Source organism: Rhodococcus sp. WB9 (assembly GCF_007558985.1).
Lineage (GTDB): Bacteria > Actinomycetota > Actinomycetes > Mycobacteriales > Mycobacteriaceae > Rhodococcus_F > Rhodococcus_F opacus.
The window spans coordinates 2313793-2329857 of sequence record NZ_CP041769.1; the positions used below are offsets into that span (position 1 = coordinate 2313793).

Consider the following 16065-nt stretch of genomic DNA (forward strand, 5'->3'; position numbering starts at 1 on the left):
CGGGCTCCGGGCCCTCGTCGGGTGAGGGTAGCCTAAGGTAGTGTGAACAGCGTGCTGTTGCGCAGGCCATGCAGTCATTTCGTAACCTTTTCGTGTCCCGGATCGCGGCCTGAATATGCATGATCTGGGCAAAACGGGGGAAACCAAGGCGAACCTGCAGATTATCCGACTAATCTGCAGTCCAGGGCTTGCATGTTCGCTGCACAGGAGGCGGGGGTCATGGATCTCGAAGCAATAAAACAGATCGAGCAGCTCAAGCACCGTTATTCACGTGCTCTCGACACGAAGTCGTGGGTGGAGTTCGCCGAGACGATGGTCCCGGACGTCACGGCGACGTACAGCGAATACCTCACGTTCGATTCCCGTGACTCATTCGTGTCCTTCCTCGAGAACACTCTCGGGACCCACGTCATCACCGAGCATCAGTGCGGCCAGCCCGAGATCACCGTCACCGGTGACACCGCGGTAGGGGTGTGGTTTCTCGCGGACACCACGCTGATTCCCGAGGACGGCATGCTGCTGCGCGGGTCTGCCTACTATCACGATCGTTATCTTCGGTGCCCCGACGGAAACTGGCGGATCACGCACACCGGATACGAACGCACCTGGGAATCGGTTGCGGCGCTCTCCGATTTCCCGAGCTTCCGGCTCACGTCCAACAAGTGGGCGATGTTGCAACCTCCGGCGTCTGCCTGAGGGAGCACACTGGGACTCGACGCACCGCGGACACTGGGAGGTGACGATGGCTCCGGAAGTCCCCGTTCCCGGCGCGCTGCCGTATCTGACGGTGCGGCGCGGTGTCGAGGCCATCGAGTGGTATTCCAAGGTGTTCGGCGCCGAGGTGGTGGGTGAGCCGATCGTCATGGAGGACGGCCGGGTCGGTCATGCGGAACTGCGGTTACCGAGCGGCATGATCTACCTCGCTGAGGAGTTCCCCGAGATGGGTCTGACGGCGCCGGAATCGGGTTCGACGTCGGTGAGCCTGATGTTGTCCGTCGACGATCCAAATGCCGTCCTGGCGGGTGCCCGCGACGCCGGCGGCAAGGTGGAACGGTGGATCTCGGAGGGCCACGGACACCGCAACGCGACACTCATCGATCCGTTCGGTCACCGCTGGATGCTGGTGGGGCCGACGGATCCGGCCGCGTCGGCCTGAAGCCCGGGCCGCGGCTACTGTCGGCACATGCCGACCACACCCGACCGTTCGTCGTTTCCGGACACCCGCGCGTGGATTCGCGCCCTGCCTGCTCTCGGCGGCGAGACACCTCCGCCCGTCGACGCGCTTCCGGAGTCGCCGACAACACTGTTTCTCGACTGGATTACGCAGGCCGCGGTGGCCGGTGTTCCGGAACCGCACGCCGCCGCGCTGTCGACCGTCGATTCCGACGGCAACCCGGACGCGCGTTTCCTGCTCCTCAAGGACGTCACGGAGCAGGGCTTCTGGTTCTCGGGTGACACACGCTCGCCGAAGGGGCGTGAACTGGCCACCAATGCCGTTGCGGCACTGTCGTTCTACTGGCGAGAACAGGGCCGGCAGGTGCGGGTGCGCGGTTCCGTCGTCGAGGGCGATCCGGCGCTCTCCGCCCGCGACTTCCGCGAACGGTCGGTCACCGCGCGGGCCGTGGCCGCCGCCAGTCGTCAGAGCGAGGTCCTCAACGATCCCGCCGAATACGAACGCGCCGTCGCGGCGGCGGTGGCCCGCATCGAGGCCGACCCCGACTTCGTGTCGGGAACCTGGCGGGCATGGTGCATCGTCCCCGACAGTGTCGAGTTCTGGCAGGCGGACGCCGGGCGCAGGCACGTGCGCCAGCTCTACCGCCGCGAGTCCGGCCGGTGGATCTGCGAGGTGCTGTGGCCCTGACGACGCCCGGGAGCGGGGGTCAGCGTGCGGTCGCGGACGGCGAGCGCAGGTCGACGACGATCGACTGGCCGTTCAGCTTCGCGTGGATCTCGGGGCGCTCGAACCCGGCTGCGACGAGGTATTCGCCGAGCAGCGCCAGCAGTTCGTCAGCGTCCACGGTGGGATCGGCGGAGTGACTGCTCGCCGAGGCGAGGTGCTCCTCGAGCAGTTCGGTGTGTGCAAGACGGCCCGCGACTCGCACGGCTGCCACTCCCATCGCGTTGCGTCGCATGACGGTGCGCCCACGAGATTCGAGCGACGCCGTCGTGTCGGAGACCTCGCCCGGCTCCTCGGTGCTGTGCGAACCCGAGCTGCGCGTCGGCAGCGGGAAGGTGAACGTCTCGGCGGAGCTGGTCGTGGACTTGCCGTTGCCGTTACCGTTGCTGCCGGTCAGCCCGCCCGTGCTCGGTTCAGCGAAAGGGGACTCCGATGCCGAGTTCGTGCCGGCGGAGCCGTTACTGCCCGATCCGTTGGTGGAAATGCCGTTCTCCATCGTGTCGCTTCCTGCTCGTGGCCAAACGGGTACCGCGCAAAGCCCGTCAGTGTGCTCGATTCGACCTGAAAGCTACCAGGAGGGTCCGGCGGGCCGCACGCCTCGACGGCGCACGGCGCGGCCCCGGTCGGTCTCGGGTCCGCGGCGCCGTCACGTCATCGAACTCCCTCGGCCCTCAATTCCCGGGCCCGGGCGGACGCGTGCTTCGTGACCACGCCGGCGATCCGCTCCAGCTCACCCGGGTACGACGCGACCTCGGCGGGCACGGACACGCTGAGGGCGTCGGTGGCGGGGATCCGGTAGGGCCCGACGGTCGCGATACATACCACGCCGACCGTCCCCTGTTCTCGTTCCAGGGCCCATCCGCGGTTGCGGACCTCGCCCAGTTCGGTGACGAGATCGTCGACGTCGGGGGATCGCCCCGGTGATGTGGTGCGCCGGGTCCGCCAGTGCCGCGCTTGCGGGCTCGAATAGCAATGGGAGTGACTGGACCGGATGCGCCTCGACGCGGAGAAGGTCCAGAGCGCGGTGGTGTGGCCGATCCGGCGAGACAGACTTCCCCGTTCGCCTGTAGCGTTTGTCGGGCGGTACCTGAGTTCCTAGCGGAGGTCAGCCACCTGGCGGCTCGTAGGCTTGGTTTTGGCGGGCTGGCCTGTTGGAGCGCATCGCGACCCCTGGGACTCCTCGCCCGCCGCCTGCTTGCGGCGCTCACGCATCCGCTTGTATCGGACGTTCTCGCGCCGCCGCGGGTCGATCTTGTAGCGCGCCTTGATGATCGCCGGCCCTCGGCCTCGGTGATCGGCGTGTCGTCGACGTCCCGCAAGGCGTACGGTTGGCCGGTACGCATGCAGGCGGCGATCCGGGTGACCAGACGGGTGACCAGATGACAGATCGCAGACTCGTGGTGCCCGTCGCCGATCCGTCCAGCGATGACGGCGCTGATCACCGCCCCCACGCCGGGAGCAGAGGCAACGATGCCGGCCGGGTCGGCGTCGGCGTAGAGGTTCGCGACTCGCTCGTCGATCTGCTTGATCTGACGGGCCAGGAACAGTGCCTGTTCGGCTTCGTGGGCGATGTCCTCAGCGAGCTCGACGAAGTCCATCCCGTCAGACCCGTCGCTGGTGCCCACAGGGCGAGGGTCTCTCGGGCCGCGGTGATGAGCCCGGCGGCGTGATCGTCGCGCCACGCACCGCGGGACCGGGCGAACAGGAACCTGGTCAGTCGCGCCTGGCCTAACCGGATCACGAGACACCGAGCCCGCAGACGACCAGTTCTCGGTGACCACCCCCGCCCATGTGGCGGTCGACGCCGCGACCGGTGAGCCGATCGGACTCGACGACGTCGATGCCCGGGTGGGGTGGCTGCTGGACCTGGCCACCGCGGCCGGCGGCGATTTGGTGTCACGGCTGTGGAATCCGGCGACGTTCGATGTGCTCGCCGCCGGTCGTGACCGGCAGCTCGAGGCGAAGATCGCCGTCCTCGACGAGCACCGCACCGCGGTGGGTGTCAAGAGGGGGAAGATCAACCGGGAACTGGCCTTCCACTTCGCCCGCCAGGTCACCGACTACGCCGCCGCAGCGGGCGCGGAGATGATCGCGCTGGAGGATCTCACCACCCTCGAGATCCGCGGACACGGACGGGTCAACAACAACCGGGCCGCGCAGTCCGCCCGCCGCCACGCTGTCACTGCCCTCGCGCACACCGCCGCCGGTGTCGGCGTCACGGTGGTCTCGGTGCCCGCCCGGGGATCCTCCGCACAGTGTCCGGGCTGCGACAAACCACTTGCATGCCCCGGCGGCTACCACACCACGTGGTGTGCCCGCTGCCAGGTCGGCGGCAACCGCGACCACGTCGCCGGGGTGAACCTGGCCAAACGCGCGCTGCTCGGCAGAAACAATGTCACCGTCGGCGTGGGCAGGTGCCCGCGGTCCGGGTCGCCGAGCATGCGCCGGTGCGCAAGTGCCGGGACAAGAACAGTCCCACCCCGGGCAGGCCGCGGCACCGCCGCAGCCTGCCCACCGTGACACCGCGGATGGAGGTGACTCCGAAACAGCATGTTCCTGCACCACAAGCGTCGGTGTGGGACACGGTCAAACCCGCACCACCGCACGGTGATACAGGTAGCCGTGACACACATCCATCTCAACTATCCGTTGCGCCAGTGGCGGAGAGTATGAGATCTATGCAGACGCTGTAGTAGAAGACGCTAGTCGGCGGCGGCCACGAGCGGCTCGAGCGTGAGGTCGGGCAGCTCCTTCTGGATGTACTGCAGCCGCCACTTGTCGCTGACCAGAGCCAGCATCACACCGTCCGAGCGGGTGAACACCTCGACGCCGCGCTGACGGTTCAGCTCGTCGGCCGACTCGGCGTCGGTGCGCCGCGCCAACGCGTAGCCCAGGGGTTCCATCCGGGCCTCGACGTTGAACTCGGCCTTCATCCGCGCCGCGACCACCTCGAACTGCATCGGGCCGACGGCCGCCATGACCGGCGAGGCGTCGCCACGGAGGTCGTTGCGGAGGATCTGCACGACACCCTCGGAATCGAGCTGATCCACAGCCCGCCGGAACTGCTTGTACTTGCCCGCGCTCTCGGCCCGCAGGATGGAGAAGTGCTCCGGCGCGAACGACGGGATCGGCGGGAACTCCACCTTCTTCTCGAAGAACAGGGTGTGGCCGGGGGCGAGTGCGGTGGCGTTGACGAGTCCCACCACGTCGCCGGGGTACGCCGATTCCACGGTCGAACGCTCGCGACCGAACACGGTCTGCGCGTACTTCGTCGTGAACGGCTTGCCGGTCTGAGCGTGGGTGACCACCATGCCGCGCTCGAACACGCCCGACACGATGCGCATGAACGCCAGCCGGTCGCGGTGCGCGGTGTCCATGCCGGCCTGGACCTTGAAGACGACCGCACTGAACGGGTCGGTGACCTCGCGAGGGGCGCCGCCGACGTCCTCGCGGGCGCGCGGCGGCGGCGCCAGCTCGACGAGCGTGTCGAGGATCTGGCGGACACCGAAGTTGAGCATCGCCGACGCGAAGATCACCGGCGACGTCTGGCCACCGAGGAACAGCTCCTGGTCATGGTCCTGACCGGTGGCCGACAGCAGCTCGCTCTCCTCCGTGGCGGTCTCCCATTCGGAGCCCTCCTTCGCGAGGGCGGCGTCGGCATCCATGATCTCTTCGGGGGCGATCTTCGCGCCACCCGCGGTCCGCGTGAACCGGATGTACTCCCGCGGGGCACCGTCCTCGCCGCGCCGCAGCAGGCCCCGGAAGTCGCCGGCGATCCCGACGGGCCAGTACAGGGGAGTCGGGGTGAGACCGATGCGTTCCTGGATCTCGTCGAGAAGCTCCAGCGGCGTCTGGCCCGGCCGGTCCCACTTGTTGATGACCGTGATCACCGGGATTCCGCGGTGACGGCACACCTGGAACAGCTTCAGCGTCTGCGGTTCGAGACCCTTCGCGGCGTCGATCAGCATGACGGCGGCGTCGACCGCCGTCAGGACGCGGTACGTGTCCTCCGAGAAGTCGGAGTGGCCGGGAGTGTCCACCAGGTTGATCACGTTGTCGACCGGCTCGTCCACCGACGTCTCGGTGGAGCGGTAGTTGAACTGCAGGGCAGTGGAGCTGACCGAGATGCCGCGGGCCTTCTCCATCTCCATCCAGTCCGACACCGTCGACTTGCGGCCCGCCTTGCCGTGGACCGCGCCCGCTTCGGAGATGACCTTCGCGTGGAGCGCGAGAGCCTCCGTCAGCGTCGACTTACCGGCGTCGGGATGCGAGATGACGGCGAACGTGCGGCGGCGCGACGCCTCCGCACGGACACCCTTCTCGGATTTCCCCTCCGGTGAGCCGGATGTGGCGACAGGCGCCGCCTCGGCTGGAATGGTGTCGGCCGAGTCGGACGGGGTAGTCAACGAAGAACCTCTCGGGGGACGGGATGCGTGCAGGAAGGCCGTGTGGCCGCATACCAGGTTACTCGGGTGCCGAACACGAACTCGCAGCACAGTCGCATCCAGGGAGGAGTAACGATCGGAGGCCGGTGGGGGATTTATATGGGTGAGTCGTCGGGGCGCTCCGGAGTTCACCGTTTCTGCGTTCGGACACCCGTATGTGCAGGAGGAAGACTGTGAGCAAGTTCACCGACGAGATGTACGCGACCGCGGCGAGTAGCACCCGTGGTCTCAACACGGGTGAGCCCGACGCGCCGCTGCGGCAGCCGTGGGGCGAGATCCACAAGGCCGCGCGCCGCATGGCGGGCGCACTCGCCGAGGCGGGTATCGGACACGGCGACGCCATCGGCATCCTCGCCGGTCAGCCCGTCGACATCGCACCCTCCTGCCAGGGCACCTGGATGCGGGGCGCGTCCGTCACCATGTTGCATCAGCCGACGCCGCGCACCGACCTGGCCGTGTGGGCCAAGGACACCGAGACCGTCATCAACATGATTCAGGCGAAGGCCGTCATCCTCGGTGCGCCGTTCGACGCCGCCAAACCGCTGCTGGAAGAGCGCGGCATCACCGTGGTGACGGTGGCCGAGCTGAACGAGGGCACGGCTATCGACCCAGTCGAGGCGTTCGAGAGCGACATCGCGCTGCAGCAGCTCACGTCTGGTTCCACCGGTTCCCCCAAGGCCGTGCAGATCACGCACGAGAACTTCTACACCAACGCATACGCCATGATCGACCGCATCAAGTTCTCCATCGAGGACGATGTGATGATCAGCTGGCTGCCCCTGTTCCACGACATGGGGATGGTCGGGTTCCTGAGCGTGCCGATGCAGGTCGGCGCGGAGGTTGTGAGCATCACCCCGATGGACTTCCTCCGCACGCCGCTGCTGTGGGCGGAACTGATGGGGAAGTACAAGGGCACCGTCACAGCCGCCCCCAACTTCGCCTACTCGCTGCTCGCCCGCCGCCTCAAGCAGGCGGAGGACGGCGCCGTCGACCTGAGCACCGTCCGGTACATGTGGAACGGCGCCGAGCCCGTCGACCCCGAGACGATGACCAAGCTCGCCGAGGCGGGCGCCCGCTTCGGCCTGAACCCGTCCGCACTCGCCCCCGTCTACGGCATGGCCGAGACCACCCTCGCCGTCTCCATCCCGGATCCGGATCAGGGCCAGGTCCTCGACCTCGTCGACCCGGATCTCCTCGAGGCGATGCAGCGCGCCGTCCCGTCGAGCAAGCCGAACGCGCGTGCCCTCGCCACCCTCGGAAAGATGGTGCCGAACCTGGAGGGACGCGTCGTCGACAGCGAGGGTGAGCTGCTCCCGACCCGCGGTGTCGGCATCATCGAGGTCCGCGGCAAGGCGGTCACCCCCGGATACATCACGGTCGACGGACACAAGCCCGCGCAGGACTCGGACGGCTGGCTGAACACCGGCGACGTCGGCTACTTCACCGAAGAAGGCCTCGTCGTCGTGTGCGGCCGCGTCAAGGACGTCATCATCATGGGTGGCCGCAACATCTACCCGACGGACATCGAGCGGGCCGCCGGCACCGTCGCCGGAGTACGTCCCGGCAACGCGGTGGCCGTCCGCCTCGACGCGGGGCAGAAGCGGGAAAGTTTCGCCGTCGCGGTGGAGACCAACGACTATCAGGACCCCGAAGTGGTCAAGCGCATCGAGCACGAGGTCGTGCACGCCGTGTTCTCCGAGGTCGGCGTGCGACCGCGCACGGTCGCCGTCCTCGGGCCCGGCAGCATTCCCAAGACGTCGTCGGGCAAACTCCGCCGCGCCACGTCGGCGAATCTGGTCCACTAATGCAGGCGGTTCTGCGCAGCCTCGAGCCCGACGCGCAGGACCAGCTCGACGGCGTCCGCGGATTCTTCGCAGACGAGGTCGAGTTCCTTGCGTTCCGCCGAGGAGAACGGCTTCAGCACGTACGACGCCGGATCCATCCGTCCGGGGGGACGACCGATCCCGACACGGGTGCGCAGGTACTCCTTGGTGCCGAGCGCGCTCGAGATGGACCGCAGGCCGTTGTGCCCGCCCTCGCCGCCGCCCTGCTTGAGTCGAATGGTCCCGAAGTCGAGGTCGAGTTCGTCGTGGATGACCACGATGTTGCCCGGATCGACGGAGAAGAACCGGGCCAGCCCGGCGACGGCGGAACCGGACAGGTTCATGAACGACCGCGGTTTGGCGAGGATCGTCGGACGTCCCTCGAGTCGCCCCTGAACGATCTCGGCGCCGCTCTTCTTGTGCGCGCTGAACTTGCCACCCATGCGAGCGGACAGCACGCCGGCCACCATGAAGCCGACGTTGTGCCGCGTCTTCTCGTATTGCGGTCCGGGGTTGCCCAGGCCCACCACCAGGGCGGTGTCTTCACTCACCGACAGGGTCCTTCCATGCGTGAGGGGGTCGTGTCAGACGACAGCGGCGCGTCACCCCGGACAATCCGGGACGACGCGCCGCCGACATCAGTGCGGTTGCGAGAGGATCAGCTCTCGGCGCCCTCTTCGGCCGGAGCCTCGGCGGGCTCGGCCGCGGCTTCGCCGGTCTCCTCTTCGAGGTCGGCAGCGGTCGGGGCTGCGACGACGTTGACGATGAGCAGTTCCTCGTCGGCCTGCAGGGTGGAACCCTTGGGCAGCTCGAGCTGGTTGGCCAGGATCTGGGTGCCGACCTCGAGGCCCTCGACCGAGATCTCGATCTGCTCGGGGATGTGCAGTGCGTCCGCTTCGAGGGAGATGGTGGCGGCGTCCTGCGCGACCAGGGTGCCGGCAGCGGCCTCACCGGTGACGACGACGGGAACGTCGACGGTGACCTTCTCGCCCTTCTTGATGACGAGGAGGTCGGCGTGCTCGATGTAGTTGCGGATCGGGTGAACCACGACCGACTTGGTGAGCGCGACCTGCTCCTTGCCCTCGATGTCGAGGGTCAGGATGGCGTTGGTGCCGTGCGCGCGCAGGATGGCGGCGAAGTCGCGGGACGGGACGTTCAGGTGGCGGGGGTCCTCACCGTGGCCGTACAGGACTGCGGGGACCTGGCCGTCGCGGCGCGCGCGGCGGGCGGCACCCTTGCCGAACTCGGTGCGCACGGCGGCTACGAGGCGATTTTCGTCAGACATGGTGAAACGGCTCCTACAACTCACGGTGGTAACTGGCGGGCGGTTCGAGTCGACGAGGGACGAACACGCGACGGCCAGGAGCGAAACGCTCGAGCAGAGCCGTCGCCGCGTCGATCACGGTGAGCCAGTCAATGGGAACTTCTGGTTCACCCTCGCCGAGACAACTTATGGAACTCTACCGGATGGCCTGTTGACCTGCTAATCGGGTGTCCTCGGGAGGCTGCGCGGCGCCGAGGTGGGGACGGTGCAATCCGATGCAACGCTACCGCCCCGTCCTTGTGACCCGTATCACAGAGGTATCGAACTTCTCGATTCCGACGACGGAGGACATCATGACCGCCACACTCGACGCACCCGTCGACACCGCCATCCCGCAGCCGGGTGACATCGCCCGGCGCTGGCTGGCCGGATTCGGTGCCGCCCTCGAACGAAGCGACGTGCGCGGGGCCGCCCAGCACTTCCTGGTCGACGGTTGGTGGCGCGACCTGCTGTCGTTCACCTGGGATCTGCACACCACGCACGGTCGCGCGGACATCGAGTCGCGCCTCGCGGATTCGGTTCCGGTGCACGAGCCGCGCCACCTCGTCCTGTCACCCGCGCACCCCGCCGAGGCGGTGGCCGATCCCGAGGGTGACTGGATACAGGCCTTCTTCACGTTCGAGACGACCCTGGCCCGCAGCCGCGGTTTCGTTCGGCTGAGGCGCGACGACGACGGCGAGTGGCGTGCCTGGACGTTGATCAGCGCGATGGAGGAGCTCAAGGGTCACGAGGAGAAGAAGGGGCATCGGCGGGTTCAGGGCACGAATCACGGCGCCCACCGCGGCAAGATCAACTGGCTCGACCGGCGAACCGTCAAGGGTGAGTTCGAGACCGAGCAGCCGGCCGTCGTGATCGTCGGCGCCGGCCAGGGTGGTCTCGCCCTCGCGGCCCGTCTGGGACAGCTCGGAGTCGACACCCTGCTGGTGGAGCGAAACGACCGGATCGGTGACAGCTGGCGCAAGCGCTACCACTCGCTGGTCCTGCACGACCCGGTCTGGTACGACCACCTGCCGTACTTGAACTTCCCCGACCACTGGCCGGTGTTCACGCCCAAGGACAAGCTCGCGAACTGGTTCGAGTTCTACGCCGACGCAATGGAACTCAACGTGTGGACGGGAACCGAGTTCACCGGCGGCAGTTATGACGACGCCACCGGCGAATGGACCGTGACCGTCGCCCGCGACGACGGCTCCACCCGCACGCTGCACCCCCGGCACGTCGTCCTCGCCACGGGAATGAGTGGGGTGCCGAACATTCCGCGGATCGCTGGTGCCGACACGTTCGAGGGAACCATCGAGCATTCGAGTTGGTTCGTCGGCGGCCGGGAGATGCAGGGCAAGAAGGCCCTCGTCGTCGGTTGCTGCAACTCGGGCCACGACATCGCCCAGGAACTCAACGAGCAGGGTGCGGACGTGACCATCCTGCAGCGCTCGTCCACGTATGTGATGAGCAGCAAGCACGGCATCCCCGGACTGTTCGGCGGCGTGTACGAGGAGGGCGGGCCCGCGGTGCAGGACGCCGACCTGATCTTCGCGTCGCTGCCGTACCCGTTGCTCGCGGGAATTCACGCCGGGGCGACGGAGGCCATTGCAGAGAAGGACGCGGAGATGCTCGACGGTCTGCGGAAGGCCGGCTTCAAGGTCGATTTCGGCGAGGACGGCAGCGGCCTGTTCATGAAGTACCTGCGACGCGGCGGCGGCTACTACATCGACGTCGGCGCATCCGAGCTGATCGCGAGCGGCGAGGTGACGGTGAAGCAGGGAACCGAGATCGATCACTTCACCCCGGACGGGGTTGTGTTCGCCGACGGCACCGAGATGCCGGTGGACGTGGTGGTTCTCGCGACCGGATACAAGAACATGCGTGAGAGCGCCCGCAAGTTCCTCGGCGACGCGGTCGCGGACCGCTGCCAGGACGTGTGGGGCCTCGACGACGAGGGCGAGCTGCGCACGGTGTGGCGCCGGTCCGGTCATCCGGGTTTCTGGTTCATGGCCGGCAACCTGCATCAGTCCCGGCACTACTCGAAGTATCTGGCCTTCCAGATCAAGGCCCAGGAGGAAGGGTTGCAGCCGATCCGATGACGGACAGTGGTGTGGCTCACAACGCCGGGGGTAGCCTCGGCGTTGTGAGCGCTGAACGTCCGACCGCCGACCGGCTGACCGCAGTGGCAAGCGGTGTGGATCTGCCGCGACATGCCCGGCTGCTCAGCCGGGTGCACGACGCCGTGCTGTCCGGGGAGCAGCCGCCCGCGCTGCCCCGGGACGTGGTGGCGCGGTCGTGGTCCAGACTGCAGGCGGGCGGTGTGAGCCCGGACCACTGCGCGGACGTGGAGCCCGCCGACTTCTCCGAGATCGAGGCGCGGCGTACCCGGACGGCGCTGCGCACGGTGCTCCCGGAACTGCGCAGCACGCTGACGCAGGTCGCGGACGATGCGAACTTCATCGTGGTCATCGCCGACGCCGACGGTGTCCTGTTGTGGCGGGAAGGATCCCGCGGGGTTCGGAAGGCGGCCGACGCCCTGGGGTTCACGGAGGGTGCTCGCTGGGCGGAGCAGGCGGTCGGGACCAACGCGATCGGCACGGCGCTGATCGAAGATGCTGCGGTGCAACTGTTCTCGGCCGAGCACTATGCGCCCTCGCATCACGGCTGGTCGTGCACAGGGTCGCCGGTGCACGATCCGCGCACCGGTGAGATCCTCGGCGTCGTCGACATCAGTGGGTCGGCGATGTCGATTCACCCGACCACGGTCGCACTCGTCCGCACCGCCGTGCGTCTGGCCGAGGCGACACTGTGGCGCGAGCACACGGCGCAACTGGACAAGTTGCGCGGCCGGGCGGCACCGCTGCTCGCGTCGGCGGGCGGTCCGGCGCTGGTCGTCGACAAGCACGGGTGGGTCGCGGAGGCGAGTGGCATCGCGGCGCCGGAGCGGGTCGCGCCGCCGAGCCTGGACCGGCCACTGCTCGTCCCGGGGCTCGGGCTGTGCGTGCCCGAACCGCTCGGCGACGGCTGGCTGGTGCGCAGGCGCGTCGACGGGGCAGCCATCGAACTGGAACTCGACCTCGGGGACGCGCCGCACGTGACGGTCCGGGGCGACGTCAACTGGACGCGGGCGCTCTCGCCCCGGCACGCCCAGATCCTGCGGGTGCTGTCGGTCGCGGGACCGGCGGGCGTCGACGCGGCCTCGCTCAGCGAATCGTTGTTCGGCGACCGCGACCACGTGGTGGCGGTCCGCGCCGAGGTCTCGCGTCTGCGCAAGAGTCTCGGCGCGGTCCTGAGCACCCAGCCCTACCGGTTCGCGGCCGGCGTGACGGTCCGGCTCGTCGGGTAGTCCGGTCAGGCGCGCGTCGCCGCACTGATCCCGGCGCGGCGGCCGTAGAAGCTGCCGTCGCCGAGGGAGGTGCCGCTGGCGTAGCCGCCGGCGCACACACCGGACGTGCACCGTCCCGCCGCGAAGAGGCCGGGAATCGGTTCGCCGGAGACGTGCAGTACCTCGGAGTTCACGGTCGTCCGCAGGCCGCCGAGCGTGAAGCCGAGGGTGAACCCGCGCAGGTCGAGTGCCGCGACGGGGGTGCCGATCGGCTTCACCCACTCGGACTTCTTGTGCAGCAGCGGGTCCGATCCTTCGGCGGCGTGCGTGTTGTAGACCTCGACGGTCGACTGCAGTGCGCCGGCGGGCAGGCCCATGTCCGATTCGAGTTCCTCGACGGTCTCCGCCGCCCACTTCGGTTGGACGCGCAGGAACGGCGTGGCCGTGGTGGCGGCCGCGCCCTCCTCGTAGGACGCCTCGTCGATGATGAGGAACGCCTGGTTGTCCTGGTGGAACAGGGTCATCTGGCCGATCCGCCCGGAGTACGTGTCCTCCGGCACGTAGCGCTGCCCCCGGCCGTTGACCAGGATGCCGCGGACGATCAACTGGGGGTCGCAGACGAACGCGACCTCAGTGGCGTCCATGTGGGCGAGATCGGCGCCGAGGGCCTGCGCCATGAGGATCGACCGTCCGTCGTGCTCCTCGATGGCGGCGCCGGGGCGGCCGATGAGCCGCGGCGCGTGGGCTTCGATCATCTTGTCGTTGTAGGCGAAGCTGCCGGTGGCGAGGACGACGCCGCGGCGCGCCCGCACGGCCACCTCCTTGCCGTACTGCTTGGCGACGATCCCGACGACGCGACCGGTGTCGTCCGTGACGAGCGTCTGGACGCGCATGTCGTATTCGGCTCGGACCCCGAGCTTTTCGGCGGTCTCGACGAGCGGCTTCATCAGCATGTAGCCACCGCCCTTCTCGCCGGTCCGCTTGCCGTCCATCTGCGGAACGTGGCCGCGCGGTGCGGGAGTCGCGATCTCGTTGAAGGGTGCCGCGTTCTCGCCGCCGGAGTACATGAGTCCGTCGTCGAACGGGGGCTCCCAGCCGGGTTCGCCCCAGAAGCTCTCCTTGAACGGGACACCACAGTTGACGAGCCAGTTGTAGTGTTCGACGCTGCCCTCGCAGTAGTCGGTGATCTTCTCCTCGTCGGCACCCGGGCCGAGGGCCGCCATCATGAACGTCTTCATGTTCTCGGGCGAGTCGTCGAACCCGCACGCCTTCTGCAACGGCGTGCCTCCGCCGAGGTAGATGAAGCCGCCCGCGAGAGCGGCGGCACCGCCCCAGCCGCTGGTGCGTTCGAGGACCAGGACGTCGGCGCCGGCGCGCGCCGCCTCGATGGAGGCGGACACACCGGCGATGCCGTAACCCGCGACCACGACATCGGCCTCGTAGTCCCACTCGGCGACCGTTGCTGCGGACCGGGGGCGGATCGGTGTGGCGTCGACCATGGGTGGAAGTCCTCTCGGGTGGTCACAGGCGAAGTGTGACGTGGGTTACCCTCAAACTGTAACCTGTTCCAAAACCCGATTCGGTGGATCTCCCGGCCAGTGGGACGCCGCGCTCGGAGGTCGGCGAGCGCCTGGCTATCCGGGCAGGTCCGTCACGCCGGACAGCTCGTAGTGCAGCGTCGACGTGCGTGCCAGCCGGTGCGCGAGATGCACCCCGATCCGCTGCACCACGGGATACTTCTCGTCGATCAGGGCGCCCGCGGCCCGCGCCTCCTCACCGGACAGCAGTCGCGCCGTGGCTTGCGCCGGCGGACCCGTCGGCTTGCCGGACCACGTGCACGGGCGGATCCGGACGTCGGGAAAATTGCGTAGCCGCTTGTTCTTGGACGCCCGTCCCGGGGTCCGGAAGTATGCCCGATCGCCCTGCACGGCGAAGTTGACCGGAGTGTCCACCCACGAGCCGTCGCGTCTGCGCGTCTGCAACTGCACGACCTTCTCCGCGGCGAAGCGCGGCAGCGCCGGTGATCCCTGGTCCGTCATCGCGAAGTCCTGATACTCGGGTGAGTTCCAGCGTACTGCCCTAGTTCGCGAGTGTCCGCACCTCCGCGAGGAACCGGTCGAGGTCGTCGGTGGAGCAGAAGTAGTGCGGCGACGCCCGCACCACGGCGTCCAGTCCGCGGGCGCTCATGTCCAGCAGCGTCGATCCACGCAGGCTGGCCGTGACCGTGACGTTGCGGGCGGCCAGCTGTTTCCGGACGTCGCCGGGATCGAACCCGTCGACGGTGAACGAGACGATTCCGCAGCGGCGGGCGCCGAGGTCGCGCACGGTGACACCGGGGATCGCCGCGAGCCCCGACCGGAGGTGCTCCGCCCCGGCAGCAACGGCCACCTCGACCTCGTCCACCCCGAGGTCGAGGAGATAGTCGGCCGCCACTCCGAGTCCGAGGCGCGCGGCGACGTCGCATTCCCAGAATTCGAACCGGCTGGCGTCGGTGGCGAGCCGGTACGCATCGGCTGCGGTCCACTCCGCGCTGTGCAGGTCGAGGGCGGCCGGCTCGAGCGTCGCGGCCAGTTCCGGCCGGACGTACAGGAAGCCGGTGCCCCGCGGTGCACGAAGCCATTTGCGGCCCGTGGCGGAGAGCGCGTCGACGCCCAGTTCGCCCACGTCGAGCGCGATCTGACCGACCGACTGGCACGCGTCGAGCAGCACGAGCGCGCCGTGCGAGTGTGCCAGCTCCGTCACCTCGCGGACGGGGTTGACCAGACCGCCGTTTGTGGGCACGTGCACGAGGGACACGAGACGGACCCGGTCGTCGAGAAGCGTCTCGAGGGCGGCCACGTCGATCTGGCCCGCCGGGTCGCTGGGGATCACGTCGACCGTCGCGCCCACGGACCGGGACCGTTGCAGGGCGGCGATGGCGTTGCTGGCGTACTCGACCTCCGAGATCAGCACTCGGTCACCGGCCCGGAGCGGGACGGCATGGAAGAAGTCGTTCCAGGCGGTGGTGGCACTGTCCACCAGGGCGATGCCGTCGGCGCTCGCCCCGATCAGCCGGCCCAGGGACGACTTGACGGCGGCGAGATCGTCGGCCCGTTCGGCGGCCGCGACGTAGCCGCCCACGTCGGCTTCCCGGCGCAGGTGCGCGAACACGGCGTCCAGGACCGGGGTCGGCGGAAGCGAGGAGCCCGCGCTGTCGAGGAACACCTTGTCGAGGCAGCCCGGGGTGTCCCGTCGCGCCTGCTCGAGGTCGAGCATGTCCGATACCTCCC

15 protein-coding genes and 1 pseudogene are annotated in these 16065 nt (G+C 68.5%); 8 read left to right on the top strand and 8 right to left on the bottom strand.

Going from position 1 to position 16065, the window contains the following annotated elements; genetic code table 11:
• Positions 1 to 219 precede the first annotated feature (219 nt).
• The 3 genes from FND50_RS10785 to FND50_RS10795 are packed head-to-tail and all read left to right on the top strand — an operon-like array spanning position 220 to position 1861.
• Positions 220 to 696: a nuclear transport factor 2 family protein gene (locus tag FND50_RS10785; RefSeq protein ID WP_144285747.1), complete on the top strand. Its 477-nt coding sequence runs from the start codon at positions 220 to 222 to the stop codon at positions 694 to 696.
• A 46-nt stretch (positions 697 to 742) separates the two neighbouring features.
• Entirely contained in the window at positions 743 to 1156 is a 414-nt protein-coding gene (locus FND50_RS10790; RefSeq protein ID WP_144285748.1) for a glyoxalase/bleomycin resistance/extradiol dioxygenase family protein, read from the top strand.
• A 27-nt stretch (positions 1157 to 1183) separates the two neighbouring features.
• Entirely contained in the window at positions 1184 to 1861 is a 678-nt protein-coding gene (locus FND50_RS10795) for a pyridoxal 5'-phosphate synthase (RefSeq protein ID WP_144285749.1), read from the top strand.
• Between the two features lie 19 nt (positions 1862 to 1880).
• Here the strand turns inward: FND50_RS10795 and FND50_RS10800 are convergent, their stop codons facing one another.
• On the bottom strand, positions 1881 to 2393 hold the full coding sequence (locus tag FND50_RS10800) for a hypothetical protein (protein ID WP_054247601.1): 513 nt from the start codon (positions 2391 to 2393) through the stop codon (positions 1881 to 1883).
• A gap of 155 nt (positions 2394 to 2548) precedes the next feature.
• Positions 2549 to 2947 (bottom strand): IclR family transcriptional regulator C-terminal domain-containing protein, encoded by a 399-nt coding sequence (locus tag FND50_RS37575; RefSeq protein WP_313905322.1) that lies wholly within the window; start codon positions 2945 to 2947, stop codon positions 2549 to 2551.
• 278 nt (positions 2948 to 3225) lie between these two features.
• On the opposite strand from FND50_RS37575, the gene FND50_RS37760 reads away from it, so the two are divergent.
• Positions 3226 to 3567, top strand: coding sequence for a hypothetical protein (locus FND50_RS37760; RefSeq protein WP_186301266.1), 342 nt, complete (start codon positions 3226 to 3228; stop codon positions 3565 to 3567).
• Between the two features lie 280 nt (positions 3568 to 3847).
• A pseudogene (locus FND50_RS10815) lies at positions 3848 to 4590 on the top strand (zinc ribbon domain-containing protein); the annotation flags it as partial.
• Positions 4591 to 4599: 9 nt separating this feature from the next.
• On the opposite strand, the gene FND50_RS10820 reads toward FND50_RS10815, so the two are convergent.
• A complete protein-coding gene (locus FND50_RS10820) occupies positions 4600 to 6303 on the bottom strand; it encodes a peptide chain release factor 3 (RefSeq protein WP_144285750.1) in 1704 nt (567 codons plus the stop codon).
• Between the two features lie 212 nt (positions 6304 to 6515).
• On the opposite strand from FND50_RS10820, the gene FND50_RS10825 reads away from it, so the two are divergent.
• Positions 6516 to 8147: a fatty acyl-AMP ligase gene (locus FND50_RS10825; RefSeq protein ID WP_144285751.1), complete on the top strand. Its 1632-nt coding sequence runs from the start codon at positions 6516 to 6518 to the stop codon at positions 8145 to 8147.
• Here the strand turns inward: FND50_RS10825 and pth are convergent.
• The gene (gene pth, locus FND50_RS10830) at positions 8144 to 8716 is read right to left on the bottom strand and encodes an aminoacyl-tRNA hydrolase (RefSeq protein WP_005255495.1); all 573 of its coding nucleotides are present in this window, start codon (positions 8714 to 8716) and stop codon (positions 8144 to 8146) included. The genes FND50_RS10825 and pth overlap by 4 nt on opposite strands.
• 107 nt (positions 8717 to 8823) lie before the next feature.
• Entirely contained in the window at positions 8824 to 9450 is a 627-nt protein-coding gene (locus FND50_RS10835) for a 50S ribosomal protein L25/general stress protein Ctc (protein ID WP_039952679.1), read from the bottom strand.
• A 332-nt stretch (positions 9451 to 9782) separates the two neighbouring features.
• On the opposite strand from FND50_RS10835, the gene FND50_RS10845 reads away from it, so the two are divergent.
• Both FND50_RS10845 and FND50_RS10850 read left to right on the top strand, forming a co-directional pair.
• Positions 9783 to 11570 (top strand): NAD(P)/FAD-dependent oxidoreductase, encoded by a 1788-nt coding sequence (locus FND50_RS10845; protein WP_144285752.1) that lies wholly within the window; start codon positions 9783 to 9785, stop codon positions 11568 to 11570.
• On the top strand, positions 11567 to 12817 hold the full coding sequence (locus FND50_RS10850; protein WP_144285753.1) for a GAF domain-containing protein: 1251 nt from the start codon (positions 11567 to 11569) through the stop codon (positions 12815 to 12817). The genes FND50_RS10845 and FND50_RS10850 overlap by 4 nt, the downstream gene beginning before the upstream one ends.
• A gap of 5 nt (positions 12818 to 12822) precedes the next feature.
• Here the strand turns inward: FND50_RS10850 and FND50_RS10855 are convergent, their stop codons facing one another.
• The 3 genes from FND50_RS10855 to FND50_RS10865 form a co-directional block, all read right to left on the bottom strand.
• Positions 12823 to 14295: an FAD-dependent oxidoreductase gene (locus FND50_RS10855; protein WP_144285754.1), complete on the bottom strand. Its 1473-nt coding sequence runs from the start codon at positions 14293 to 14295 to the stop codon at positions 12823 to 12825.
• Positions 14296 to 14430: 135 nt separating this feature from the next.
• Positions 14431 to 14835 (bottom strand): PPOX class F420-dependent oxidoreductase, encoded by a 405-nt coding sequence (locus tag FND50_RS10860; RefSeq protein ID WP_005562704.1) that lies wholly within the window; start codon positions 14833 to 14835, stop codon positions 14431 to 14433.
• 40 nt (positions 14836 to 14875) lie between these two features.
• Entirely contained in the window at positions 14876 to 16051 is a 1176-nt protein-coding gene (locus FND50_RS10865) for an aminotransferase class V-fold PLP-dependent enzyme (protein ID WP_144285755.1), read from the bottom strand.
• Between the last annotated feature and the right edge of the window lie 14 nt (positions 16052 to 16065).